The sequence below is a fragment of the Variovorax sp. LjRoot175 genome (assembly GCF_964253805.1).
In the GTDB taxonomy this organism is placed as follows: Bacteria; Pseudomonadota; Gammaproteobacteria; order Burkholderiales; family Burkholderiaceae_C; genus Variovorax.
In genome coordinates, this window is the sequence record NZ_CAXURY020000001.1 from 5,116,403 (window position 1) to 5,139,665 (window position 23,263).

Below are 23,263 nucleotides of genomic sequence, written 5' to 3' on the forward strand. Positions count from 1 at the left end.
GTTTTCTTTTCGAGCAAGCACCGGCTCGGACGTCAGACGCGTTCAAAAATCCCGGCAGCGCCCTGCCCCATGCCCACGCACATCGTGACCATGCCGTACTTGAGTTTCTTGCGCTGCAGCGCATGGACCACGGTCGCCGACCGGATGGCGCCGGTCGCGCCCAACGGATGGCCCAGCGCGATCGCGCCGCCCATCGGATTGACCTTGGCCGGGTCCAGGCCCAGCGTGTTGATCACCGCCAGCGACTGCGCGGCGAAGGCTTCGTTGAGCTCGATCCAGTCGATCGCGTCCTGCGTGAGTCCCGCATAGCGCAGCGCCGCCGGAATCGCCTCGATCGGGCCGATGCCCATGATGTGCGGCGGCACGCCCTTGCTCGCGAAGCTCACGAAGCGCGCGAGCGGCTTGAGGTCGAACTGCTTGCAGGCCCTCTCGCTCGCGAGGATCAGCGCGCCCGCGCCGTCGGAAGTCTGCGAGCTGTTGCCCGCCGTGACCGAGCCGCGCGCGGCGAACACGGTGCGCAGTTTGGCCAGGCCTTCGAGGCTGGTATCGGGGCGCGCGCCTTCGTCGAGGTTCACGGTGCGGGTTTTGGGCGTGGCCTCGCCGGTCTCGAGGTTCGGCGCGCGGTCCGTCACCTCAATGGGCGTGATCTCGGCAGCGAACTCGCCGGCCTGCTGCGCGGCCAGCGCACGCTGGTGCGACTGCAGCGCGAAGGCATCCTGCGCCTCGCGGCTCACCTTCCACTGCTGCGCCACCTTCTCGGCCGTGAGGCCCATGCCGTAGGCGATGCCGACGTCGCCGTCGCGCTCGAAGATCGATGGCGACAGCGAGGGCGAGTTGCCCATCATCGGCACCATGCTCATGCTCTCGACGCCGGCCGCGATCATCACCTCGGCCTCGCCGACGCGGATGCGGTCGGCCGCCATCTGCACCGCCGACAGGCCGGAGGCGCAGAAACGGTTGACCGTGATGCCGCCGATGCTGGTTGGCAGGCCCGCGAGCACGGCGCCGATGCGCGCGACGTTGAGGCCCTGCTGCGCCTCGGGAATCGCACAGCCGCAGATGATGTCCTCGATCGCCTTCGGATCGAGCCCGGGCACCGCCGCGAGCGCCGCCTTCAGGGTGGTCGCGAGCAGGTCGTCGGGACGCATGTTGCGGAAGAAGCCGCGGTGCGAGCGGCCGATGGGGGTGCGGGTGGCGGAGACGATGTAGGCGTCTTGAAGTTGTTTCATGGAGGATGCTCCTTCTGGGTATTACTTAGTTGCGTAGCGGCTTGCCCGTCGAAAGCATCCCCATGATTCGCTCCTGCGTCTTCGGATGCAGGATCAGCGAGCAGAAGGCCTTGCGCTCCAGCGCCATCAGGTATTCCTCCGTGACCAGGCTGCCGGCATCGACGTCGCCACCGGTCACCACGCCTGCGATCAGGCCCGCGATGTGGAAGTCGTGCTCGCTGATGAAGCCGCCGTCGCGCATGTTGACCAGTTGCCCCTTGATGGTGGCGGCGCCGCTGCGGCCCGCGACCTTGAATTGACGGCGCAGCGGCGCGCGCCAGCCGGCGTCGGCCATGGCCTTGGCCTGCTGCAATGCGACGTAGAGCAGCTCGTCCTTGTTGGGCACGATCACGTCGCTCTCGAGCAGATAGCCCAGCTTCTTCGATTCCAGTGCGCTGGTGCCGACCTTGGCCATGGCGGCGGCAGTGAAGCCTTCGGTCAGGAAGGGCAGCAGGTCGGTGCCGGTGGAGGCTTCGGCGTTCTCGGCCGCACGGCGCGCGATGTAGGTCAGGCCGCCGGCGCCGGGCACCAGGCCCACGCCGACTTCGACCAGGCCGATGTAGCTTTCCATCGCCGCGACGCGCTTGGCCGAGTGGATGGCCAGCTCGCAGCCGCCGCCCAGCGCCATGCCGCGCACGGCCGAGACGACCGGCACGCCGGCATAGCGGATCTTGAGCATCACGTTCTGCAGCTCTTCTTCCGCCCCCTCGACCGCGCCGATGCCCGCGACCACGAAGGCCGGCAGCATCGCCTGCAGGTCGGCGCCGACCGAGAACATCTCGTCGGGGGACCAGATCACCATCGCCTTGTATTCGCGCTCGGCGAGATCGACGCCCGCGGCCAGCGCATCGGCGACGTCGGGGCTGATGGCGTGCATCTTCGAATGGATGCTCGCGATCAGCACCTCGCCGTCGAGCGTCCAGAGGCGCACGTCGCCTTCGTCCTGAATCGTGGTGCCGGCCTTGTTGGCGTCCGGCGCATTGCTGCCCAGCACGCTCTCGGGGAACAGCTGGCGTTCATGCACGGGCAGGCGGCGCGGCGCGATGAACTTGCTCTGCGATGCGCTCCACGACCCTTCGAGCGTGTGCACGCCACCCGCTTGCGCGACCGGACCTTCGAACACCCAGGAGGGCAGCGGCGCAGTGGAGAGCGCCTCGCCCGCATTGATGTCTTCCTGGATCCACTTGGCGACCTGCGCCCAGCCGGCCTCCTGCCACAGCTCGAAGGGGCCCTGCTTCATGCCGAAGCCCCAGCGCATCGCGAAGTCGACGTCGCGCGCGCTCTCGGCGATGGTCGCGAGGTGCACGGCCGCGTAGTGGAAGCTGTCGCGCAGGATGGCCCAGAGGAAGCGGCCCTGCGCGCCTTCGCTTTCGCGCAGCAGCTTCAGGCGCTCCGGCGCCGGCTTCTTGAGCATGCGGCCGTAGACCTCGTCGGCCTTGTCGCCCGAAGGCACGTACTCGCCCTTGGCGAGGTCGAAGCGCAGGATGTCGCGACCGGCCTTCTTGTAGAAGCCGGCCTTGGTCTTCTGCCCCAGGTTGCCGAGTTCCAGCAGCTTGGCCAGCACCGGCGGCGTCGCGAAGTTGCCGTAGAAGGGATCGGTCTCCGCGCTCAGGTTGTCCTGCAGCGTCTTGACCACGTGGGCCATGGTGTCCAGGCCCACCACGTCGGCGGTGCGGAAGGTGCCCGAGCTCGCGCGGCCCAGCTTCTTGCCGGTGAGGTCGTCCACCACGTCGGGCGTGAGGCCGAACTTCTCGACTTCCTTCAGGGTCGCGAGCATGCCGGCGATGCCGACGCGGTTGGCGATGAAGTTGGGCGTGTCGTGCGCGCGCACCACGCCCTTGCCGAGCGTGCTGGTGACGAAGGCTTCCAACTGGTCCAGCACCCCGGGCTCGGTGGTCGGCGTGTTGATCAGCTCGACCAGGAACATGTAGCGCGGCGGGTTGAAGAAGTGGATGCCACAGAAGCGCGGCTTCAGCGCCTCGGGCAGCGCCTCGCTGAGCTTGGTGACCGAGAGGCCCGAGGTGTTCGAGGCCAGGATCGCGTGCTTGGCGACATGCGGCGCGATCTTCTTGTAGAGATCGAGCTTCCAGTCCATGCGCTCGGCAATGGCTTCGATCACCAGGTCGCACTCGCCGAGCTTGGCGAGGTCGTCTTCGTAGTTGGCCTGCTCGATCAGCGTCGCATCGGCCGCATCGCCCAGAGGTGCGGGCTTGAGCTTCTTGAGGTTGTCGATAGCGCGGCTCACGATGCCGTTCTTCGGACCCTCTTTTGCAGGCAGGTCGAACAAGACGACCGGCACGCGCACATTGACGAGATGGGCCGCGATCTGCGCGCCCATCACGCCGGCGCCGAGCACGGCGACCTTTTTCACTTGAAATCGGGACATGGAATTTCCAACAAATAGGTGTCTTACTGAACGCGAACCCAGGTCTGCGTGCGGCCGATGCCGAACACCGAGCCGCGCACTTCGAGCTTCTTGCCGCCGTCGATCGGCGTGAGCCGCAGCGTGTAGGTCTTGCCGTTTTCGGGGTCGAGGATCTTGCCGTCCTCCCAGACCTCCCTGCCCTCGGCCTTCTTCGCGCCGCGGATGATCTCGAGACCAAGCAGCGGCTTGCCCTTGCGGTCGTCGGTGCACTCGTCGCACACCGCATCCTGCTTCGCATCCTTGCGCAGCAGCTTCTCGATGCGGCCGTTGAGCGCGCCGCCCGACTCCGCGACGCGGATCTGCGACTTGGCTTCGTTCGTCTTGTCGTCGATGCTCTGCCAGACGCCGACGGGCGACATCTGCGCGAAAGCCGAGCCGGCCGACGCGAGTGCGATGGCTGCAAGAAGGCGCTTCATGATGCTTAGGCCAGGGCGGCGTCGGTGTTCATCAGCGGCGCGCTGCCGGTGCGCGCGGTGCGCATCAGCGTCGCGGTCTCGGGGAAGAGCTTGGCGAAGTAGAAGCGCGCGGTCTGCAGCTTGGCCTGGTAGAACGGATCGGTGTTGCCGGCCGCGATCTCGGCGAGCGCCACGCGCGCCATCAGCGCGAAGAAGTAACCGAACACGAAGTGGCCCGCCACGCGCAGGTAGTCCACGGCCGCAGCGCCCACCTCGTCGGGATTCTGGAAACCCTTGAAGCCGATCTCGGTGGTGAACTTGGTGAGCTGCTCGCCCAGCACCGCGATCGGCGTGATGAACTCGCTCATCTTCTCGTTGACGCCTTCTTCCTCCACCAGCTTGGCGACCAGCTTGCCGAACTTCTTCAGCGTGGCGCCGTTGTTGCCCAGCACCTTGCGGCCCAGCAGGTCCAGCGACTGAACGGTGTTGGTGCCCTCGTAGATCATGTTGATGCGGTTGTCGCGCACGAACTGCTCCATGCCCCATTCCTTGATGAAACCGTGGCCGCCGAAGACCTGCATGCAGGCGTTGGTCGAGATGTGGCCGTTGTCGGTGATGAAGGCCTTCACGATCGGCGTGAGCAGGGCGACGATCTCGCCCGAGTCCTTGCGCACCTTCTCGTCGGGATGGTGGTGCTCCTTGTCGAGCAAGAGCGTGCAGTAGATGGCCAGCGCGCGGCCGCCTTCGGCATAGGCCTTGGCGGTCATCAGCATCTTGCGCACGTCGGGATGGAAGATGATCGGATCGGCTTCCTTGTCCTTGGCCTTCACGCCCGAGAGCGAGCGCATCTGGATGCGGTCCTTCGCGTAAGCCAGCGCGTTCTGGAAAGCCACTTCGGTCAGGCCCAGCGACTGGTTGCCGACGCCCAGGCGAGCCGCGTTCATCATCACGAACATCGCGGCCAGGCCCTTGTTGGGCTCGCCGACCAGCGTGCCGGTGGCACCTTCGAGCACGATCTGCGCGGTGGCGTTGCCGTGGATGCCCATCTTGTGCTCGAGGCCGCCGCAGTAGATGCCGTTGCGGCTGCCGAGCGAACCGTCGGCCTTGACGTTGAACTTCGGCACGACGAACAGGCTGATACCCTTGCTGCCCTTGGGCGCGTCCGGCAGGCGGCCCAGCACCAGGTGGATGATGTTGCCGGCCATGTCGTGCTCGCCGGCCGAGATGAAGATCTTGTTGCCGGTCAGCTTGTAGGTGCCGTCGGCCTGCGGCTCGGCCTTGGTGCGAAGCAGGCCGAGGTCGGTGCCGCAATGCGGCTCGGTCAGGCACATGGTGCCGGTCCATTCGCCGCTGGTGAGCTTGGGCAGGTAGGTCTTCTTCTGCTCGTCGGTGCCGTGCGCCACCAGCGCCTCGTACGCGCCGTGCGAGAGGCCCGGGTACATGGTCCAGGCCTGGTTGGCCGAGTTGAGCATTTCGTAGAAGCACTGGTTCACCACGAAAGGCAAGCCTTGGCCGCCGTATTGCGGATCGCACGACAGCGCCGCCCAGCCGCCTTCGACGTACTTGGCGTAGGCCTCCTTGAAGCCCTTGGGCGTCTTCACTTCATGCGTGCTCTTGTCGAGCACGCAGCCCTCTTCGTCGCCGTTGATGTTGAGCGGGAAGGTGACTTCGGCGGCGAACTTGCCGCCCTCTTCGAGCACCGCGTTGATGGTCTCGGCATCGACGTCGGCGTGCTTCGGGAGAACCTTGAGTTCTTCGGTGACCTTGAGCACTTCGTGCATCACGAACTGCATGTCGCGAAGGGGCGGGGTGTAGGCGGGCATGGAAAGGTCTCCAGGGAATAGAAAAAAAAGGAGAGGGTGAGCGGCTGCTTCAGCGCACGGTCTTGAGCCGGCGCGCAGACGGCGCGGTGTCGCCGGCCAGGGCCTCCGGCGTGGCGCAGCGCGCCAGGATGTTGTCGAAGCCCACGTTGGCGCGCGAGAGCGAATCGGGCGAGCGCAGGAAGCGCGCTTCGTAATGCAGGGCCAGGATCAGCGCGTGGATCTCGAAGGAGATCTGCTTCGCATCGGCATCGGCGTGCAGGTGGCCTTCTTCCTGGGCCTGCATCACGGCGCGCAGCATGGCCGCGAGCCAGATGTTCACCGACTCGGCCAGCGCGTCGCGCACCGGGCCGGGCCGGTCGTCGAATTCGACCGCGCCGCTGATGTAGATGCAGCCCGAGTCGATCTCGGCCGAGGTGCGCTTCATCCAGTTGGCGAACAGCGCGCGCAGCCGCGGCAGGCCGCGCGGCGCCTGCAGGGCGGTATAGAAGACTTCCTGCTCGAAGCGCGCGTGGTACTCGCGCACCACCGAGATCTGCAGTTCCTCGCGCGAGCCGAAGTGGGCGAACACGCCCGACTTGCTCATCTGCGTGACCTCGGCCAGCGCGCCGATCGACAGGCCCTCCAGCCCGATCTGCGCGGCCAGGTTCAGCGCCGCATCGACGATGACAGCCTTGGTCTGCTGGCCTTTCTGGGGCGCACGGGTGGCCTTGGGTGGAAGGTCGGTGGCGGGCATGGGGAAGGGCTTCGAATAAAACGAACGGTCGTTCTATTTTGCAGTCCTTTGGCGCGCGGCCCGTGCAAAGACCCACGGCGGAGGAAGGTTATCGACGGTTCGGCAGGGCTTGCAGGCCAGCTCGCGGACGGCGCTATCCTGCGCATCCCGACTTTCCTGGACTGATTCGCCGTGCCCCTGCCAAACCCCTCCCCCACCGCGCATGAAACAGCGTCGAACGAAGAAAACTGCGACGTGCTCGTCATCGGCGGCGGCCCGGCTGGCTCCACCATCGCGGCGCTGCTGGCGCAGCAGGGCCGCGATGTCGTGCTGCTCGAGAAGGAACACCACCCGCGCTTCCACATCGGCGAGTCGCTGCTGCCGGCCAACGTCGCCTTGTTCGAGCGCCTCGGCGTGCGCGAGCAGGTCGACAGGATCGGCATGACCAAGTGGGGCATCGAGTTCGTTTCGCCGGAGCACGACCACTGCAGCTACGTCGAGTTCGCCGAAGCCTGGGACAAGACCATGCCCTCCGCCTGGCAGGTGCGCCGCTCCGAGCTCGACGAGCTGCTGTTCCGCAATGCCGCCGCGCGCGGCGCGCGCACGCTCGAAGGCTGCAAGGTGCGCGACGTGCGCTTCGACGACGCGGGCGCGACCGCGCAGGCGCAGCTGGAAGACGGCTCGCAGCGCAGCTGGCGCGCGCGCTTCGTGGTCGACGCCACCGGCCGCGACACCCTGCTCGCGAACAAGTTCCGCAGCAAGGAGAAGAACCCGGCGCACAACAGCACCGCGCTGTTCGGGCATTTCCGCAACGTGCGGCGGCTGGAGGGCAAGCGCGAGGGCAACATCAGCATCTGCTGGTTTCCCCACGGCTGGTTCTGGTTCATTCCGCTGGCCGACGGCACCACCAGCGTGGGCGCGGTCTGCTGGCCCTACTACCTGAAGTCGCGCGACAAGCCGCTGGCGGAATTCTTCCGCGACACCATCGCGCTGTGCCCCGAGCTGGCCGACCGCCTGAAAGATGCCACGCTGGTCGACGGCGCGGTGCATGCCACCGGCAATTTCTCCTACAGCAGCACCCATGCCACGGGCGAGCGCTACCTGATGCTCGGCGATGCCTTCACCTTCATCGATCCGATGTTCTCCTCGGGCGTCTACCTGGCCATGCACAGCGCCTTCGACGGCGCCGAGCTGGTCGCCACCGCGCTCGACCGGCCGGACGCGCTGGCAGCCGAACGCAAGGCCTTCGAGGCCATGATGCGCAAGGGGCCGCGCGAGTATTCGTGGTTCATCTACCGCGTGACCAACCCGACCATCCGCGACATGTTCATGCATCCGGCCAACCCCTTGCGCATCAAGGAGGCGCTGATGTCGCTCCTGGCCGGCGACATCTACGGCAGCACGCCGATGTGGGGCGCGTTGCGCATGTTCAAGTTCGTCTACTACCTCGTCTCGCTGCGCTACCTGCGCCGCACCTGGCGCGGCTGGCGGCGCCATCGCTACAACATTCGCGACATGGGGCAGCTCAAAGGCGAGACCATTCTCAAGCCGGAATGAGGCCGCGCGAGGGCGGTGTGAATGCGCGCCTATTCGTAGCGCTTGCCCAGCGCCATCAGCTCCGGCGTGCCGATCACTTCGTTGAGGCCGTCGAAGTCCAGCATGCGGTCGCGCCATGGCTCGGTCGTGCGGTGCTGCGCGAGGCTCGCGTAGTAGCCCTGCAGCGTGTGGACCACCGCGCGCGCCGTGCCGCCGGGAAAGATCGCGATGCGAAAGCCGTGGGCCTGCAGCGCATCGGCATCCTGGATCGGCGTCTTGCCGCCTTCGACCATATTGGCCAGGAGCGGCACGCGGTGGGCGAAGCGCTTGCAGGCGGCCTCCATCTGCGCGGGCGAACGCAAGGCCTCGATGAAGAGCGCATCGACGCCGCATTCCAGGTACGCCTCGGCGCGGTCGAGCGCCGCGTCCAGCCCCTCGACGGCGACGGCGTCGGTGCGCGCGAGGATCAACGTCTCGGCCGAGGCACGCGCATCCAGCGCAGCCTTGAGCTTGCCCGCCATTTCGCGCGCAGGCACGACCGTCTTTCCGTCCAGGTGACCGCAGCGCTTGGGAAAGCCCTGGTCCTCGATCTGCACCATGGCCGCGCCGGCGCGCTCGAAGCCGCGCACCGTGCGCTGCGTGTTGAGCGCATTGCCGAAGCCGGTGTCGGCATCGATGATCACCGGCAGGTTCACGCGCTCGCAGATGCGCGCCAGTGTGTCGGCCACCTCGGTGAAGGTGGTGAGGCCGACGTCCGAACGGCCCAGCCGCGTGTAGGCGATCGAAGCGCCCGAGAGGTAGAGCGCCTCGAAGCCGGCCTGCTCGGCCACCAGCGCGCTCACGGCGTCGTAGACGCCGGGTGCGAGCACGATCTCGCTGGACGCGAGCCGTTCCTTGAATGAAGTGTCATTCGCCATGTTGGTTCCTTCCTGCCTTGACAAGCGCCGCCGCCGTGCGCGCCGCGATGGCGCCGCCGGCCACGGCACTCAGGAGGCCGTTGCCCGAGAGATAGCCCCACACCGCATCGCCCGAAACGCCGCCGGCTGCGCCGCCCGCCGCGATCAGGTTGGGCAACGCCGTGCCGTCCTCGCGCAGCACGCGCATGTCCGGCCCGATGTCGAGGCCGCCCTGAGTGTGGAACAGCGCGCCCGACACCTTGACCGCGAAGTACGGCGCGGCCAGTCCGCGCTTGAACACGCGGCCGTCGGGTTGCGGACCGATGGCGAGCAAGGCATCGAGCGTGGCTTGCAAGGTGGGCACGTCGCAGCCGATGCACGCGGCCAGCTGCGCCACCGTGTCGCAGCGGCGCAGCGCGCCGGCCGCCTCGGCCTCGCAGAAATCCGGGAACTCGTGCGCCAGCGCGAGCAGCGGCGCATCGAACACATTCCAGGCGACGCCGCCCGGCTGCGCGAGCACCTTCACCGCGGCCTCGGAATAGCCCTGGGTCTCGTCATGGAAGCGCCGCCCTTCGCGGTTGATCTGCACGCCGCCTTCCATCATCACGGCCCAGGACATCAGCGCGCCCTGCGGCGTGACCCAGGAGCCGTGTCCCTGGTAACCGCCGAGGTCGCGCAGCCGCGCGCCCAGTGCCCGGCCCCAGAGGATGGCGCTGCCATCGTTGCCGGTGTGGCCGCCGAAAGCGGCATCCGCCATCTCGGGCAGCAGCGCGCGCACCATCTCCGCGTTGCCGCCGAAGCCGTTGCAGGCCAGCAGCAGCGCATCGCAGCCGAGCAATTCTTCGCGGCCGTCGGGCCGGCGGTAGCCGATGCCGATCGCACGGTCCTCTTCATCGAAGCACAGCGTTTCGACCAGTGCCTGGGTAAGCACCGGGATGCCTGCCGTCTCTACCGCCGCCTGCAGCGCGGCCATGAGCGCAGCGCCGGTCTTCTGCGGCAGCGCATGCATGCGATGGGCGCTGTGGCCCGGATAGAGAAAGCCGTCGAGCAGGATCCAACCGAGCCCGTGCCGCGCCTGCAATGCGTCGAGCGCGGGACCGATGGCTTCGGCATAGGCCCGCACCAGCGCGGCCGCGGCGCGGCCGTGGGCCTTGGCCTGGATGTCGGCGGCGAAGCGTTCGGCGCTGTCATCGTGCACGCCCTGCGCGCGCTGCACGCGGGTGCTCGGCGCGGGGATGAAGCCCGAAGAGAGCGCGGTCGATCCACTGGGCGTCGCATCGCGTTCGAGCAGCACGCAGTCGATGCCCGCGTCGTGCAGCATCAGCGCCGCGGTGAGGCCGCAGGCGCCGGCGCCGACGATGGCGACGCCGGTGTGCGCCTCCGCATCGATGGCCGATGCGCGACGGATGTTTCGCTGCAGCGTCATGCCAGCGACTGGATGAAGGCCGCGCAGTCGGTGACTTCGGCCACGTTGCGCATGTCGGCCAGCGAGGTCTGGTGCCGCTCCTCGCCGAAGGCCGCGCAGCCGTCGGCCAGCACCAGCGTGCGGTAGTCGCGCATGTGGGCGTCGCGCACCGTGCTGGCGACGCCGCCGTTGGTCACGATGCCGCAGACGGCCACGGTATCGATGCCGGCGCGGCGCAGCACCCAGTCGAGCTGGGTGTTGAAGAAGGCCGAGTAGGCGACCTTGCTGACCGTCACGTCGATGAGTCCTGCCAGTTCGTCGACGTTCGCCTGCCCCCAGCTGCCCGGCGCGAAGTCGCCCTTCGTCAGGTAGGGCCGCAGCGCCTTCAGGTGCGGCGACACCATGGGCTCGCCGGCCGCATCGGGCCACAGCGTGAACTGGCTCGCGACCACCATGCCGCCGGCGCTCTTGAGCGCACGCGCCACGCCGGCCACGCGCGCCGGCAGCAGCAAGGCAGGTGGGTTGGTGTCGCCGCCGCGCGCATAGGCACCCTTCGGGTCGAGGAAGTCGTTCTGCAGGTCGATGATGACCAGCGCGGTCTTCGCAGCCGCAATGCGTGTATCAGCGTCCATGTGAACTCACCAGCAGGTTGCCAAAGGCATCGACCTCAGCCTGGAAGCCGGGCTCGAGCCACACGGTGGTGTCGACCTGCTCCAGGATCGCAGGCCCTTCGACGCGCGCGCCCACCGGCAGGTCGAGGCGCGCGAAGCGCTGCGCCTCGTGCCAGCGCCCTTGGTGGAACACGAGCTGCGTGCCCAGCGGGGCGATGCTGCCCTCGCCTTCCGGCGCCAGCACGGCCAGGTCGAACTTGGGCCGCACGCCGATGCGCGCGTAGCGCAGGTTCATCACGCGGATGCCGATGCCGTCGAGCACGCGGCCGAAGGTGGCCTCGTAGCCCGCTTCGAAAGCGGCGCGGATCGTCTCTCGCGTGAGCGTCGCGCCGCTGCCCGGCGGCAACGGCACCGGCAGCGTATGGGTCTGGCCCGCATAGAGCATGTCGAGCGCGACGATCTCGCGCACCTCGTCGAAGCGCACGCCGGCGGAATCGAGGCGCTGCTGGCAGGTCTCGGCCAGCTGCGCAATGCGCTGCCGCATGGCATCGACGTCGAGATCGGCCAGCGGCCGATTGAGGGTCTGCACCGCGTCGTGCCGCATGTCGGCGATCACGCAGCCCAGCGCCGAAGTGACGCCGGGATAGCGCGGCACGATGCCGGTGGCCACGCCGACCTCGCGCATCATCGCGCACACGTGCAGGGCGCCGCCGCCGCCGAAGGGCATGTAGGCGAAGCGGCGCGGGTCGTGGCCGCGCTCGATCGACACCAGCCGGATCGCGCCGGCCATGCGCGCGTTCGCGACCGTAAGGATGGCCTCGGCCGCCGCATGGACGTCGAGCCCCAGCGGCTTCGCCACGTGCGCCTCGATGGCCTGATAGGACTTCTCCGCGTCGAGCGCCGCCAGCAGGCCGCCGCCGAGCGGCCGGTCGGCCGCAATGCGGCCCAGCAGCACGTTGGCATCGGTCACCGTCGGGCGCATGTTGCCGCGGCCGTAGCAGGCCGGGCCGGGAACGCTGCCGGCCGACTCGGGCCCGACCTGCAGCATGCCGCTCGCATCCACCGAGGCGATCGAGCCGCCGCCGGCGCCGATGGTCTCGATCTGGATCATCGGCGAGCGGATCACCATGCCAAACTCGATCGCGGTCTGCGCCGCCAGCGCCGCCTCGCCGTTCGCCACCAGCGAGACGTCGAAGGAGGTGCCGCCCATGTCGCCGGTGATCGCGTTGGGGAAGCCCGCCGCGCGCGCGATCTCGGCGCAGGCGATCACGCCGGCCGCCGGGCCCGAGAGCGCAGTGCGCACCGGCAGCTCGCTCGCGGTGGCGCGCGACATCACGCCGCCGTTGCTCTGCACCACCAGCAGCTCGCCGGCGAAGCCCTGGCCGCGCAGATCGGATTCGAGCCGTTCGAGGTAGCTGCCGACCACCGGCTGCAGCGCGGCATTGAGCGTGGCGGTGGAGCAGCGCTCGAACTCGCGGATCTCGGGCAGCACCTCGCTGGCCGAGGTCACGTGCGCGTTGGGCCAGATCTCGCGCACCGCGGCGACGGCGAGACGCTCGTTCTCCGGGTTCGCATAGGTGTTGATGAAGAACACGCACACGGCCTCGCAGCCCTCGGCCAGCAGCGCGCGCGCTTCAACGCGCACTTGGTCGAGGTCGACCGGCGTGTGCAGCGTGCCGTCGGCCAGCACGCGCTCGTCGACCTCGCGTCGCAGGTTGCGCGGCACCACCGGCGTGAAGCTGCCGCGCAGGCCCCAGGTCTGCGGCCGGTCGCGGCGGCGCATTTCCAGCACGTCGCGGAAGCCGCGCGTGGTGAGGATGCCGGTTTTCGCCACCTTGCGTTCGAGCAGCGCGTTGGTGCCGACCGTGGTGCCGTGCACGATGGTGGCGATGGCCGCGGCCGAATCGGTCACGCGCGCCACGCCGTTCATGAAGCCGCGCGCTTCCTCGCCGCGGGTGGAAGGCACCTTGACGATGCGCGCCGTGCCGGCCGACTCGTCGAGCACGAAGAGGTCGGTGAAGGTGCCGCCGACGTCGACGCCGACGACCAGCGAGCCGCCTTCAGCGGATTTGATTGCTGCTGTCATTGCTGATCTTTCTTCTTCGCGGGCTCGACGCTCACGTAGCCCATCGCCCTGTCCTGCGCGCGCTGTTCTGGCCGGCGTTCCGCCGCATCGCCCCAGCCGCCGCCGCCGGGCGTTTCGAGCCGCACGCGTTCGCCGCGCGCGAGCCGGATGCCGCGCATCTTCGACACCATCGGCGGCACGTGCCAGGCGCCTTCGTTCTCGTAGCGAAAGACATTGAGCGCACCCGCGCCGCCGCCCGCGATGCCCTTGGGCGGCGAGCTGCCGCGCTCGCCGAAGACGAAGACCTCGGCATCCTTCTCGAGCAGCTCGATCTCGTAGACCGCGCCGAGGCCGCCGCGGAACTGCCCGTCGCCGCCCGAGTCAGCGCGCAGCGACCATTCGGTGAAGCGCACCGGGTAGGCGGCCTCGAGGATCTCCAGCGGCGGGATGGTGGCGGTGGAGATCGGCGCGTTGCCGTGCGAGAGGCCGTCGCCGCCCGAGTGCCCGCCATGCCCGCCGCCGAAGAAGCTGAACATCACCCAGCGCTGCCCCTCGCGCCCCGCGTCGCTGCGGTGGCCCGCGATCGACAGCGCATTGATGGTGCCGTAAGCCTGCGCGACAGCGCGCGCCGGATCGGCCTGCGCCGCGGCGCTGAAGATCACGTCGATCATGCGCAGGATGGTCTCGGTGTAGCCGCCCATCGGACGTGGCCGCTCGGCGCTGATCACCAGCCGGTCGGGGATCTCGAAGTCCACCGCGTCGAGCACACCGGCATTGGCCGGCACATCGGGGAACAGGTGCTTGAGCGCGACGTAGCAGGCCGCGACCGCCGTGGCGCGCGAGATGTTGACCGGCCCCGCGCACTGTGGCGAGCTGCGCGAGAAGTCGAGCAGGAGCCGCTCGCCGGCCACCGTCATGTCGAGCGCGATGGTGAGCGGCTCGCTGGTGATGCCGTCGTTGTCGAGCAGGTCCTCGAAGCTGTAGCGGCCGTCGGGCAGCGAGGCGATGTGCGCGCGCATCAGCTTGAGCGCGCGGCTGCGCAGCTCGCCCATGGCCTGCAGCACCAGCGCATCGCCGTACTCGTCGAGCAGTCCGTGCAGCCGCTTCGTGCCGAGCTCCAGCGCGGCGAGCTGGCCGTTCAAGTCGCCCCACAGGCTTTCGGGCAGGCGCGTGTTGGCGCGCAGGATCGCCAGCACGTCGGCGTCGAGCTCGCCGCCGCGCACGATGCGCACCGGTGGGATCTGCACCGCCTCCTGCCAGCACTCGGTGGCCGCCGGGTTGTAGTTGCCGGGCACCGCGCCGCCGACGTCGTGCCAGTGCGCGGCCGAGGCCATGTAGCAATAGAGCTTGCCGCTGCGGAAGAAGGGCCGCACCAGCTTGAAGTCGTTGGCGTGCGTGCCGCCGTCGTAGGCGTCGTTGCTGATCCAGATGTCGCCGTCGACCATACCGCCGCGCGGCGCCGCCGCGGCCGCGGTCATGCGCACCGCGAAGGCCATGGCGCCGACGAACACCGGCAGGCCCGACTTGCCCTGCACCAGCGTGTCGCCGCTCACCGCGTCGTAGAGGCCGTGGCAGGCGTCGTGGGCCTCCGCGATGATCGGGTTGAAGGCGCTGCGGTAGAGCGTCGCGTCCATCTCGTCGGCCACCTGTTCGAGGCGGCCGCGCAGCACGGCGAGGGTAACGGGGTCGAGTGCGTCGTTCATGGTCAATCCACTTTCGCTCCGCTGGTCTTCACGACCTTGCCCCACTTGTCGATTTCGCGCTTCACATGCGCCGCAAACTGGACCTGCGTGGAGCCCACCGGCTCGGCGCCCAGCGCGGCCAGCTTCTCGCGCACCTCGGGCAGCTTCAGGATGCGCTGCACCTCGGCCGAGAGCTTGTCCACCACCGGCTTCGGCGTGCCCTTGGGTGCGAACAGGCCCGACCACGCGTCAGCGTAGAAGCCCGGGTAGCTCTCGGCGATGGTCGGCAGCTCGGGCAGTGCCGGCGCGCGGTGCAGGCTGGTCAGCGCAATGGCGCGCAGCTTGCCGGCCTTCACGTGCGGCAGCGCCGAAGGCAGGCCATCGACCATCATCTGCACCTGACCGGCCAGCAGGTCGGAGACCGCGGGCGCACTGCCCTTGTAGGGCACATGCGTGATCTCGATGCCGGCGGCGGACTTGAGCATCTCCATGCCCAGGTGCGCGGCCGTGCCGTTGCCGAGCGATGCGTAGTTGAGCTTGCCGGGCTCGCGCCTGGCGAGCGCCACCAGCTCGGCCAGGTTGTTGACCGGCACGGAGGGGTGCACCACCAGCACGTTGGGCACCACCGCGACCTGGCTGATGGCGACGAAGTCGGCCACCGGGTCGTAGGGCATCTTGCTGTAGAGCGAGGTGTTGATCGCGTGCGATCCGGTCACGCCCATCACCAGCGTGTAGCCGTCGGGCGCGGACTTGGCGACGAAGTCGGAGCCGACATTGCCGCCGGCGCCCGCGCGGTTGTCCACCACCACCGGCTGGTTCCACTTCTCGCTCATCTTGGTGGCGACCAGGCGCGCCGCGGCGTCGGTGGCGCCGCCAGCCGGGAAGGGCACGACGATGCGGATCGACTTGTTCGGGAAGTCGTCGGCCTGGGCCGCGGCGAGAAGCGGCAGGCTAAGGAGGAGCGTGGTCGCGAGATGGCGCAGGCGTTTCATGGTCGTGTGGAAGTGGTGTGAAGAGGAACGAGTTGCTGCCAGAGCAGGCGCAGGTCGATGTCCTGCTGCGCGTCGAGCGCGGTGTTGCAGAAGAGCGCGGCCCGCTCGCCGGCGAGGCTGCGCGCGGCGTAGCGCCTGAACTTGGAGACGAGCGCCGCGCAGTCGAGCGGATGGGCGGCATCGCCCGCAATGGTGTGCACGGCTTCCTGCAAGCGGCCGGAGGAATGCTCCACCACCAGCGTGGCGCCGCGCTGCTTGCGCGCCGTCAGCTCCGCATCGGGCTTGAGCACCACCAGCGCTTCGAGCCGCCGCAGCTCGGCGTCGTCGAAGCGCGCTTCAGTGTAGACCGAGGGGTCGATGTCGCCGAAGCGCAGCATCGCCGCGATGCCGAAGCTGAGGCTGAACTGCGCCTGGATCGGCGTGCGCGGCGCGCGGTTGCCGCAGTAGACGATGGCTTCTTCGTAGACCTTGAGCGCGATGCCCTGAATGCCCCGGGTATCGCCGGCCAGTCGTTCGCGAAGCTGCCGCGCAGCAACCGCGCCGTAGTGAACGTGGCGCACCGCCGCGAAGGGCTTGAGATACGCATCCAGCAACAGCGTGATCTCCGCATCGGGCAGCGCCTGCTGCGCGGCGGCCGCATGCGCGTTGGCATAGTGGGCCAGCGCATCGGCCGGCGCGTCGATGCCCGCCGCGCTCGCGAAGGCCGCTTGCAGGCCGAGCGAGGCGCTGTGCCCGAGGTAGGTGTTGCGCGCCGTGCGGCCCTGGGTCACGGGCAGGTAGAGGCTGGTCGCGAGCTGGCAGGCGGCGATGTCGATCGCCTGCACGATGCCCGCCGCGGGCAATCCGATGAGCCGCGCCACGCCGGCGGCGACGCCGAGCGCCGGCCAGTTGGCATCGACATGCATGCCCGGGCGAATGCGCAGCCAGGCGCCGCAGCGCGCGCCGACCTCGTAGCCGAGCACGAAGGCATCGACAAAGGCGTCGAGCGTCGTATCTCGCTGCAGCGCCAGCGGCAGCAGCGCCGCCACCAGCGGCACGCCGGGCCGGCCGTGCGCGAGCGCGTGGCCTTCGCAGGCTTCGTCCCAGGTGGCGGCCATGGCCAGCACCTGGGCCGCGGCGTGCACGCTCATCGAGGGACCGTCGGGCAGCGCGAAGCCGCCGGGTTCGCAATCGGCCACCGCCGCTTCGAGCTGCCGCACCTCTCTTGCATGGCGGCCTGCGATCGCGCAGCCGACGGTGTCGACGAGCAGGCGCCGCGCCTGCTGCGCGGCTTCGGGCTCTGCCGAGCGCGCCGCGTGCCGCGCCACGGTGGCATGCAGCACCGCGAGATGCGCGTCCCAGCGGCGCAGGTCGCCTTCTTCAGCGCGCATGCGCGTCCCCGGTGGCGAGACGCAGGCGCAGCTGCTTCAACAAGCCGCCCGCGCGCGCCATGTCCATGAGGAAAGCCGGCACCGGCTCGCAGGCCAGCGTGCGGCCCTCGGCGGTGCGCACAGCCGGCGTCTCTACATCGAGCTCTACCCTCTCGCCTTCCTGCAGCGATTCGGCTTCCGCGCAAGTGAGCAGCAGCAGCCCCACGTTGAAGGCGTTGCGGAAGTAAAGCCCGCTGTACGAGGGTGCGATCACCGCCGCCACGCCCAGCTGCACCAGCACCGCCGCGGCCTGCTCGCGCGAAGAGCCGATGCCGAAGTTCGGGCCGGCCACGATCACGTCGCCGCGCCGCACCTCGCGCGCGAACTCGGGGCGCACGGCTTCGAGGCAATGCTGCGCGATGGTCTCGATGCCGTGCTTCATCGCATGGCCGGGGGCCAGCGCGTCGGTGTCGATATCAGCGCCCAGGCGCCACACGCGGTGAGTCATTGCAGGATCTCCCGCGGGTCCGTGACGCACCCGCGCAGCGCCGAAGCGGCCACGGTATAGGGCGAACCGAGGTACACCTGCGCCGTCGCCGAACCCATGCGCCCCTTGAAGTTGCGCGCGGTGGTCGAGATCACGGTGATGTCGTCGCCCATCGGATCGCCATAGCCGGAGCACGCGCCGCAGGCGGTCGGGAAGAGTTCGGCGCCAGCGTCCATCAGCACCTGCAGCACGCCCTCTTCGCGCGCCTGCTCCTGGTCCTGCAGGCTGGCCGGCGCGACGATCAGGCGCACCCCGGCCGCCACCTTGTGACCGCGCAGCACCTGCGCGGCGGCGCGCAGGTCGTCGAGCTTGGCGCCGGTGCAGGCGCCGATGTAGGCCACGTCGACCGGCGTGCCGGCATCGCGGCTCACGCCGTGGGCATTGGCCGGGCTGTGCGGCGCCGCGACCTGCGGCTCCAGCGCAGCGGCGTCGAAGCGGTGCTGCTCGAACGTGGCACTTTCATCAGTGAACCACGGCGCGATGTCCACCGGCGGCGCGCCGGCCTCGGCGAGGTAGGCGGCGGTGGTCGCGTCCGGCGCGATCAGCCCGGCCTGCGCGCCGAGCTCGGCGCTCATGTTCGACAGCGTCATGCGTTCCTGCATCGACAGCGCGGTCACGGCCGGGCCGCAGAACTCGACCGCCTGGTAGCGCCCGCCGTTCATGCCGAAGCGGCCGATCATGGAGAGCATCATGTCCTTGGCCGTCACGCCGGCAGGCAGCGCGCCATCCCACCACATGCGGATGGTCTCGGGCACGCGCAGCCAGATCTCACCGGTGACCACCACGCCGAGCATCTCGGTGCTGCCGACGCCGAACATGTAGGCACCGAACGCGCCGCCGGTGGGCGAATGCGAATCGCCGCCCACGCACAGCATGCCGGGGCGGATGTGCCCGTGCTGCGGCACCACCACGTGGCAGATGCCCTGGCTGTCGTAGACATGCGGCAGCTTCTGGTCGCGCGCCCAGTCGCGCGCGATGCGCACGATGCGGCGCGAGTCCTCGTCGCGCTCGGGCACGTAATGGTCCATCACCAGCACGATGCGCGACTTGTCCCAGACCTGTGCGCCCAGTTCCTCGAGCATCGGCTGCAGCCGGCGCGGGCCCGATGAGTCGTGGAACATCGCGAGATCGACCGCGCAGGTCACGACCTCGCCCACCGCCACCTGCGCGCGCCCGCAGGCGCGGGCAATGAGCTTCTGCGCCAGCGTCTGCGGCGCGCGTGCAGCGGCGCTCATTCCGGCCTCGCTCCGGAGAACTTGACCACCTTGGCCCAGCGCGTGATCTCGCTCTGCACGAAAGCCGCGAACTGCTCGGGCGCGTTGCCGACCGGGATCGCGCCCTCGGTCTCCAGGCGCTTGCGCATCTCGGGTTGCGCAATCGCCTGCCGCGCCGCATCGCTGGTGCGGCGCGCGACGTCGGCCGGCATGTTGCCCGGCCCGAAGAGCCCGAACCAGGCGCTCGACTCGTAGCCCGGCAGCACCTCGGCGATCGCAGGCACCTCGGGGAAGGCGGGCAGGCGCTTCGCGCTCGTCACGCCCAGCGCCTTCAGCTTGCCGGCCTTGATATGCGCCTGCACGTTGCCGACTGCCGCGAACATCAGCTGCACCTGGCCCGCGAGCACGTCCTGCACGGCCGGCGCGGTGCCGCGGTAGGGGATGTTCACGATGAAGGCGCCCGACTGCATCTTGAAGGCGTCGCCCGCCATGTGCAGCGAGGAGCCAATGCCGCCGATCGCGAAGTTGAGCTGCCCCGGCTTGCTCTTGGCCAGCGCGATCAGTTCGCGCACGTTGTTGGCCGGCACCGATGGATGCGCGACCAGGATGGAAGGCGCGGTCGCGACGCAGGTTAGCGCCGTGAAGTCCTTCACCGGATCGAAGGGCAGCGACGGGTAGAGCGTGGCATTGATCGCATGGCTGGTGAAGCTCATCAGGAGCGTGCTGCCGTCCGGCGCCGCCTTGGCCACCGCGTCCGCCGCGATGTTGCCGCCGGCACCCGGCCGGTTCTCGACGATCACCGTGCGGCCGAGCACCGGCCCCATGCTGGCCGCCAGCGTGCGCGCCAGCGTGTCGGTGGAGCCGCCGGCCGGCGCGCCGACCAGGATGCGCACCGGCGCGCCGCCGATCTGGGCGCGCACGCCGCCGGCGAATGCCGCCGCCATGGGTGCAATGAGGATGTCACGACGTTTCATGTTGTCTCCTTCTGGCGCGGCCGGATCAAAGGCCCAGGTAAGCGCGCCGCAAGTCATCACTTGCCAGCAAGTCCTTCGGCAAGCCCGAGAAGCGCACGCTGCCGTTCTCCAGCACGTACGCACGATCCGCGATCTCCAGCGACTGGCCCACGTTCTGCTCGACCAGCAGCACCGCAAGGCCGTCGTCGCGCAGTTGGCGAATGAGCGAGAACATCTCCTCCACCAGCAGCGGCGACAGGCCCAGCGAGGGCTCGTCGAGGATCAGCAGCACCGGCTCGGCCATGAGGCCGCGGCCGATCGCGAGCATCTGCTGCTCGCCGCCGCTCATCGTGCCGGCGTGCTGGCGCAGGCGCTCCTTCAGGCGCGGGAAGATCGCGAACACGCGCTCCAGGTTGAGCGCGCGGCGTTCGCGGGCGCGCGTGAAGGAACCGAGCTCGAGGTTCTCCAGCACGCTGAGGTTGGGGAACACCTTGCGGCCCTCGGGCACCTGGATCAGCCCGGCGCGCACCACCTCGCGGTAGTGGGCGCCGCTCAGGTCCTGCCCGTCGAAGCGCACCGTGCCGGCCCAGGCCGGGCAGAGGCCGCAGACCACCTTGTTGAGCGTGGACTTGCCGGCGCCGTTGCTGCCCAAGAGCGCGACCATCTCGCCGGCATTTACCTGCAGGTCGACCCCGCGCAGCACTTCGACGCGGCCGTAGCCGCCGCGCAACTCCTTGATGTCGAGCAGGACCGTCATGCCGCCGCTCCCGCGGCGCGCAGCCGCGCCGCCGTGCCGTGGCCCAGGTAGGCCTCGACCACCTTGTCGTTCGACGTGACCTCGGCCGGGCTGCCCTCGGCGATCAGGCGGCCCTGCGCCAGAACCCAGACATGCTCGGCCAGGTGCATCACGGCCTGCATCACGTGCTCGATCATCAGCACCGTCACGCCGCTCGCGGCAATGCCACGCACCACCGGCATCATCTCGGCGATCTCCTGCGGATTGAGGCCGGCCAGCACCTCGTCGAGCAGCAGCAGGCGCGGCTGCGTGGCGAGCGCGCGTGCCAGCTCCAGCCGCTTGCGGCCGGCCACGGTGAGGTCGGAGGCCGGTTTGTCGATCTGTCGCGCAAGGCCCACTTGCTGCGCCACCGCCTCCGCGCGCGCCAGCGCGATGCCGCGGCTGCGCTCGTGCAGGTGCGCGCCGACCGCGATGTTCTCGCGCACCGTCTGGGCCGCGAAAGGCTTGACGATCTGGAAGGTGCGCGTCATTCCCAGGAGCGCATTGCGATGCGGCTCGCGGCCCGTGATGTCCTGACCCGCGAAGCGCACCGTGCCGCTGTCGGGCTTGAGGAAGCCCGACATCAGCGCGAACAGCGTGGTCTTGCCGGCGCCGTTGGGGCCGATCAGCGCGCACAGGCGCCCTTCTTCCACCGCGAGGCTCACGTCCTGCACCGCCGCGAGGCCGCCGAAGGAACGCGAGATGCCGGCGAGGGTCAGCAGCGCTTCAGCCACGGCGGCCTCCCTTCCCGGCCCAGAGCTGCCGTGCCGACAGGCCGATGCCCGCGATGCCGCGCGGCACGAAGATCACGATCAGCACCAGCACCACGCCGTAGATCACCATGTTGATGCCCGGGAGCTCGCCGAACAGGTTGCGCGTGAAGTCCGACAGCACGTGCAGCACGAGCGCGCCCAGCACCGGCCCCCACAGCGTGCCCATGCCGCCGACGATGGCCGCGACCAGCGCCTCGACCGAGGTCGCGGGGCCGTAGGCGATGCCGGGGTCGATGTACTGGAACACCTGCACGTAGAACGCGCCGGCCGCGCCCATGAAGGCGCCCGAGATGCCGATGGCCGCGAGCTTGACGTTGAAGGGGTTCACGCCCACTGCGCGCGCCGCATCCTCGTTGTCGCGCACCGCCTGCAGGCAGGCGCCGAAGCGGCTGTTGCGCAGCCACCAGGTGACGATGAGCGCGGCCGTGACGAAGCCCAGCACCAGCCACAGGTAGCCGCTGCGCGAGGCGAACTGCAGGTTGGCGGCGGACTCGCGCAGCGGCACCATCAAGCCCACGCCGCCGCCGGTGAAAGGCACCGACAGCGCGAGGATGCGGAACGCCTCCGCGAAAGCCAGCGTGACCAGCGCGAAGTAGGAACCCTTGAGTCCGTAGCGGAAGCTCAGCGCGCCGACGAAGAGCCCCACCAGCGCCGCGCCCGCCACCGCGAGCGGCAGCGCGACCCAGGCGTTGATGCCGCCCTGCAGCTGCGCGATGGCCTGGATGTAGGCGCCGGTGCCGAAGAAGAGCGCATGGCCGAAGGAGAACTGCCCGCCAAAGCCGCCGAGGATGTTCCAGGCCTGCGCAATGAGCGTGGCATAGAGCGCCATCATCACGAAGTTGAGCGTGGTGCCGGACGCCGTGACCAGCGGCACGCAGGCCACGAGCACCGCGAACAGCGCAATGAGGGCGAGTTGCCGGTTGCCTGCGCTCATGCCCTCGCTCCGAACATGCCTTCGGGCCGGAACAGCACGACGCCGATGAAGATCGCGAAGATGCCGATCTGCCCCAGCGACTCGCCGAGGTAGAGCCCGCCCAGCGACTCCACCACCCCGACCAGGAAGCCGCCGAGGAGCGCGCCGACGAAGCTGCCCATGCCGCCGAGCACGACGATGGTGAAGGCCACCAGCACGAAGCCGCTGCCCACCTGCGGGTTGACGTAGTAGGCCGGCAGCAGGAAGCACGCGGCCGCGCCCAGGCAGGCCAGGCCGATGCCGAAGCTCATCGCGTAGACATGGTCGACGTCGATGCCCATGAGCTTGGCGCCTTCCTTTTCCTTGGCCACCGCGCGGATCGCGCGGCCCAGGTCGGTACGGCCCATGATCCAGAACAGCAGTGCCGACACCACCAGCGCGCCCGCGAAGGCCACCAACTTGGGCACCGCGATCATCGCGGGCCCGATGGCCACCGTGCTGAGCGAATAGGCGGTGTCGATGTTGCGCGTGTCGGACTTGAAGAAGATCAGCGCGAGGTTCTCCATCACGATCGCGATGCCCAGCGTGGCGAGCAGGATGTTCTCGTCCTTGCCGTGGCCCGCGCGGTTGATCACGATGCGCTGCAGCGCGTAGCCGAGCGCGAACATGCCCGGCACGACGATCGGCAGCGCCAGGTAGGGGTCAACGCCCCAGCGCTCCTTGAGGAAGTACACCGCGTACAGCGCCAGCATCAGGCAGGCACCGTGCGCGAAGTTGATGATGTGCAGCACGCCGTAGATCAGCGTGAGGCCGAGCGCGATCAGCGCATAGACCGCGCCGGTGGTGAGGCCGTTGAGGACGGAGGGAAAGAGAATGCCGAAGTCGAGCATGGTCAGGCGTCTCGAAGATGCACGCCGATGGACAGGCCC

General features: G+C 69.1%; 20 protein-coding genes. 1 reads left to right on the top strand and 19 read right to left on the bottom strand.

Annotated features, from left to right (window positions below; all coding sequences use genetic code 11):
- Positions 1 to 32: 32 nt before the first annotated feature.
- The 5 genes from ACSQ89_RS25375 to ACSQ89_RS25395 are packed head-to-tail and all read right to left on the bottom strand — an operon-like array spanning position 33 to position 6,644.
- Complete coding sequence (locus ACSQ89_RS25375) at positions 33 to 1,229, bottom strand: acetyl-CoA C-acyltransferase (RefSeq protein ID WP_436293690.1); 1,197 nt, start codon at positions 1,227 to 1,229, stop codon at positions 33 to 35.
- 25 nt (positions 1,230 to 1,254) lie between these two features.
- A complete protein-coding gene (locus tag ACSQ89_RS25380) occupies positions 1,255 to 3,654 on the bottom strand; it encodes a 3-hydroxyacyl-CoA dehydrogenase/enoyl-CoA hydratase family protein (protein WP_436293691.1) in 2,400 nt (799 codons plus the stop codon).
- A gap of 23 nt (positions 3,655 to 3,677) precedes the next feature.
- Positions 3,678 to 4,109, bottom strand: a complete 432-nt coding sequence (locus ACSQ89_RS25385) for a DUF2147 domain-containing protein (protein WP_436293692.1) — start codon at positions 4,107 to 4,109, stop codon at positions 3,678 to 3,680.
- Positions 4,110 to 4,114: 5 nt separating this feature from the next.
- Complete coding sequence (locus ACSQ89_RS25390; protein ID WP_436293693.1) at positions 4,115 to 5,911, bottom strand: acyl-CoA dehydrogenase C-terminal domain-containing protein; 1,797 nt, start codon at positions 5,909 to 5,911, stop codon at positions 4,115 to 4,117.
- A gap of 49 nt (positions 5,912 to 5,960) precedes the next feature.
- Positions 5,961 to 6,644: a TetR/AcrR family transcriptional regulator gene (locus ACSQ89_RS25395; protein ID WP_436293694.1), complete on the bottom strand. Its 684-nt coding sequence runs from the start codon at positions 6,642 to 6,644 to the stop codon at positions 5,961 to 5,963.
- 234 nt (positions 6,645 to 6,878) lie between these two features.
- On the opposite strand from ACSQ89_RS25395, the gene ACSQ89_RS25400 reads away from it, so the two are divergent.
- Entirely contained in the window at positions 6,879 to 8,180 is a 1,302-nt protein-coding gene (locus ACSQ89_RS25400; RefSeq protein ID WP_436296555.1) for an NAD(P)/FAD-dependent oxidoreductase, read from the top strand.
- A 29-nt stretch (positions 8,181 to 8,209) separates the two neighbouring features.
- On the opposite strand, the gene ACSQ89_RS25405 is transcribed toward ACSQ89_RS25400, so the two are convergent.
- From ACSQ89_RS25405 to ACSQ89_RS25470, 14 genes are read right to left on the bottom strand one after another with little or no spacing between them, the layout of a single operon-like run.
- On the bottom strand, positions 8,210 to 9,076 hold the full coding sequence (locus tag ACSQ89_RS25405) for an isocitrate lyase/PEP mutase family protein (protein WP_436293696.1): 867 nt from the start codon (positions 9,074 to 9,076) through the stop codon (positions 8,210 to 8,212).
- Positions 9,066 to 10,481: an FAD-dependent oxidoreductase gene (locus ACSQ89_RS25410; protein ID WP_436293697.1), complete on the bottom strand. Its 1,416-nt coding sequence runs from the start codon at positions 10,479 to 10,481 to the stop codon at positions 9,066 to 9,068. The genes ACSQ89_RS25405 and ACSQ89_RS25410 overlap by 11 nt, the downstream gene beginning before the upstream one ends.
- Positions 10,478 to 11,092 (bottom strand): cysteine hydrolase family protein, encoded by a 615-nt coding sequence (locus tag ACSQ89_RS25415; protein WP_093103867.1) that lies wholly within the window; start codon positions 11,090 to 11,092, stop codon positions 10,478 to 10,480. The genes ACSQ89_RS25410 and ACSQ89_RS25415 overlap by 4 nt, the downstream gene beginning before the upstream one ends.
- Positions 11,082 to 13,157: a hydantoinase/oxoprolinase family protein gene (locus ACSQ89_RS25420; RefSeq protein WP_436293698.1), complete on the bottom strand. Its 2,076-nt coding sequence runs from the start codon at positions 13,155 to 13,157 to the stop codon at positions 11,082 to 11,084. The genes ACSQ89_RS25415 and ACSQ89_RS25420 overlap by 11 nt, the downstream gene beginning before the upstream one ends.
- A complete protein-coding gene (locus ACSQ89_RS25425) occupies positions 13,154 to 14,839 on the bottom strand; it encodes a hydantoinase B/oxoprolinase family protein (RefSeq protein WP_436293699.1) in 1,686 nt (561 codons plus the stop codon). Before ACSQ89_RS25425 ends, ACSQ89_RS25420 begins: the two co-directional genes overlap by 4 nt.
- Before the next feature lie 2 nt (positions 14,840 to 14,841).
- Positions 14,842 to 15,810 carry a tripartite tricarboxylate transporter substrate binding protein gene (locus ACSQ89_RS25430; protein ID WP_093103863.1) on the bottom strand — a complete coding sequence of 323 codons (969 nt, stop codon included), beginning with the start codon at positions 15,808 to 15,810 and terminating at the stop codon, positions 14,842 to 14,844.
- Positions 15,807 to 17,180: an MmgE/PrpD family protein gene (locus tag ACSQ89_RS25435; protein WP_436293700.1), complete on the bottom strand. Its 1,374-nt coding sequence runs from the start codon at positions 17,178 to 17,180 to the stop codon at positions 15,807 to 15,809. The genes ACSQ89_RS25430 and ACSQ89_RS25435 overlap by 4 nt, the downstream gene beginning before the upstream one ends.
- Complete coding sequence (locus ACSQ89_RS25440) at positions 17,170 to 17,667, bottom strand: 3-isopropylmalate dehydratase (RefSeq protein ID WP_093103861.1); 498 nt, start codon at positions 17,665 to 17,667, stop codon at positions 17,170 to 17,172. The genes ACSQ89_RS25435 and ACSQ89_RS25440 overlap by 11 nt, the downstream gene beginning before the upstream one ends.
- Positions 17,664 to 18,941, bottom strand: coding sequence for a 3-isopropylmalate dehydratase large subunit (locus ACSQ89_RS25445; protein ID WP_436293701.1), 1,278 nt, complete (start codon positions 18,939 to 18,941; stop codon positions 17,664 to 17,666). Before ACSQ89_RS25445 ends, ACSQ89_RS25440 begins: the two co-directional genes overlap by 4 nt.
- Entirely contained in the window at positions 18,938 to 19,894 is a 957-nt protein-coding gene (locus ACSQ89_RS25450; RefSeq protein ID WP_436293702.1) for a tripartite tricarboxylate transporter substrate binding protein, read from the bottom strand. Before ACSQ89_RS25450 ends, ACSQ89_RS25445 begins: the two co-directional genes overlap by 4 nt.
- A gap of 25 nt (positions 19,895 to 19,919) precedes the next feature.
- Positions 19,920 to 20,630 carry an ABC transporter ATP-binding protein gene (locus tag ACSQ89_RS25455; RefSeq protein WP_436293703.1) on the bottom strand — a complete coding sequence of 237 codons (711 nt, stop codon included), beginning with the start codon at positions 20,628 to 20,630 and terminating at the stop codon, positions 19,920 to 19,922.
- Positions 20,627 to 21,382, bottom strand: coding sequence for an ABC transporter ATP-binding protein (locus ACSQ89_RS25460; RefSeq protein WP_436293704.1), 756 nt, complete (start codon positions 21,380 to 21,382; stop codon positions 20,627 to 20,629). The genes ACSQ89_RS25455 and ACSQ89_RS25460 overlap by 4 nt, the downstream gene beginning before the upstream one ends.
- Entirely contained in the window at positions 21,375 to 22,355 is a 981-nt protein-coding gene (locus ACSQ89_RS25465) for a branched-chain amino acid ABC transporter permease (protein WP_093103852.1), read from the bottom strand. Before ACSQ89_RS25465 ends, ACSQ89_RS25460 begins: the two co-directional genes overlap by 8 nt.
- Positions 22,352 to 23,224 (bottom strand): branched-chain amino acid ABC transporter permease, encoded by an 873-nt coding sequence (locus ACSQ89_RS25470; protein ID WP_436293705.1) that lies wholly within the window; start codon positions 23,222 to 23,224, stop codon positions 22,352 to 22,354. Before ACSQ89_RS25470 ends, ACSQ89_RS25465 begins: the two co-directional genes overlap by 4 nt.
- Positions 23,225 to 23,263 lie beyond the last annotated feature (39 nt).

Coding starts and splice junctions, on each gene's coding strand:
- ACSQ89_RS25375 (WP_436293690.1), bottom strand. CDS start 1,229: ATGAAACAACTTCAAGACGCCTACATCGTCTCCGCCACCCGCACCCCC.
- ACSQ89_RS25380 (WP_436293691.1), bottom strand. CDS start 3,654: ATGTCCCGATTTCAAGTGAAAAAGGTCGCCGTGCTCGGCGCCGGCGTG.
- ACSQ89_RS25385 (WP_436293692.1), bottom strand. CDS start 4,109: ATGAAGCGCCTTCTTGCAGCCATCGCACTCGCGTCGGCCGGCTCGGCT.
- ACSQ89_RS25390 (WP_436293693.1), bottom strand. CDS start 5,911: ATGCCCGCCTACACCCCGCCCCTTCGCGACATGCAGTTCGTGATGCAC.
- ACSQ89_RS25395 (WP_436293694.1), bottom strand. CDS start 6,644: ATGCCCGCCACCGACCTTCCACCCAAGGCCACCCGTGCGCCCCAGAAA.
- ACSQ89_RS25405 (WP_436293696.1), bottom strand. CDS start 9,076: ATGGCGAATGACACTTCATTCAAGGAACGGCTCGCGTCCAGCGAGATC.
- ACSQ89_RS25410 (WP_436293697.1), bottom strand. CDS start 10,481: ATGACGCTGCAGCGAAACATCCGTCGCGCATCGGCCATCGATGCGGAG.
- ACSQ89_RS25415 (WP_093103867.1), bottom strand. CDS start 11,092: ATGGACGCTGATACACGCATTGCGGCTGCGAAGACCGCGCTGGTCATC.
- ACSQ89_RS25420 (WP_436293698.1), bottom strand. CDS start 13,157: ATGACAGCAGCAATCAAATCCGCTGAAGGCGGCTCGCTGGTCGTCGGC.
- ACSQ89_RS25425 (WP_436293699.1), bottom strand. CDS start 14,839: ATGAACGACGCACTCGACCCCGTTACCCTCGCCGTGCTGCGCGGCCGC.
- ACSQ89_RS25430 (WP_093103863.1), bottom strand. CDS start 15,810: ATGAAACGCCTGCGCCATCTCGCGACCACGCTCCTCCTTAGCCTGCCG.
- ACSQ89_RS25435 (WP_436293700.1), bottom strand. CDS start 17,180: ATGCGCGCTGAAGAAGGCGACCTGCGCCGCTGGGACGCGCATCTCGCG.
- ACSQ89_RS25440 (WP_093103861.1), bottom strand. CDS start 17,667: ATGACTCACCGCGTGTGGCGCCTGGGCGCTGATATCGACACCGACGCG.
- ACSQ89_RS25445 (WP_436293701.1), bottom strand. CDS start 18,941: ATGAGCGCCGCTGCACGCGCGCCGCAGACGCTGGCGCAGAAGCTCATT.
- ACSQ89_RS25450 (WP_436293702.1), bottom strand. CDS start 19,894: ATGAAACGTCGTGACATCCTCATTGCACCCATGGCGGCGGCATTCGCC.
- ACSQ89_RS25455 (WP_436293703.1), bottom strand. CDS start 20,630: ATGACGGTCCTGCTCGACATCAAGGAGTTGCGCGGCGGCTACGGCCGC.
- ACSQ89_RS25465 (WP_093103852.1), bottom strand. CDS start 22,355: ATGAGCGCAGGCAACCGGCAACTCGCCCTCATTGCGCTGTTCGCGGTG.
- ACSQ89_RS25470 (WP_436293705.1), bottom strand. CDS start 23,224: ATGCTCGACTTCGGCATTCTCTTTCCCTCCGTCCTCAACGGCCTCACC.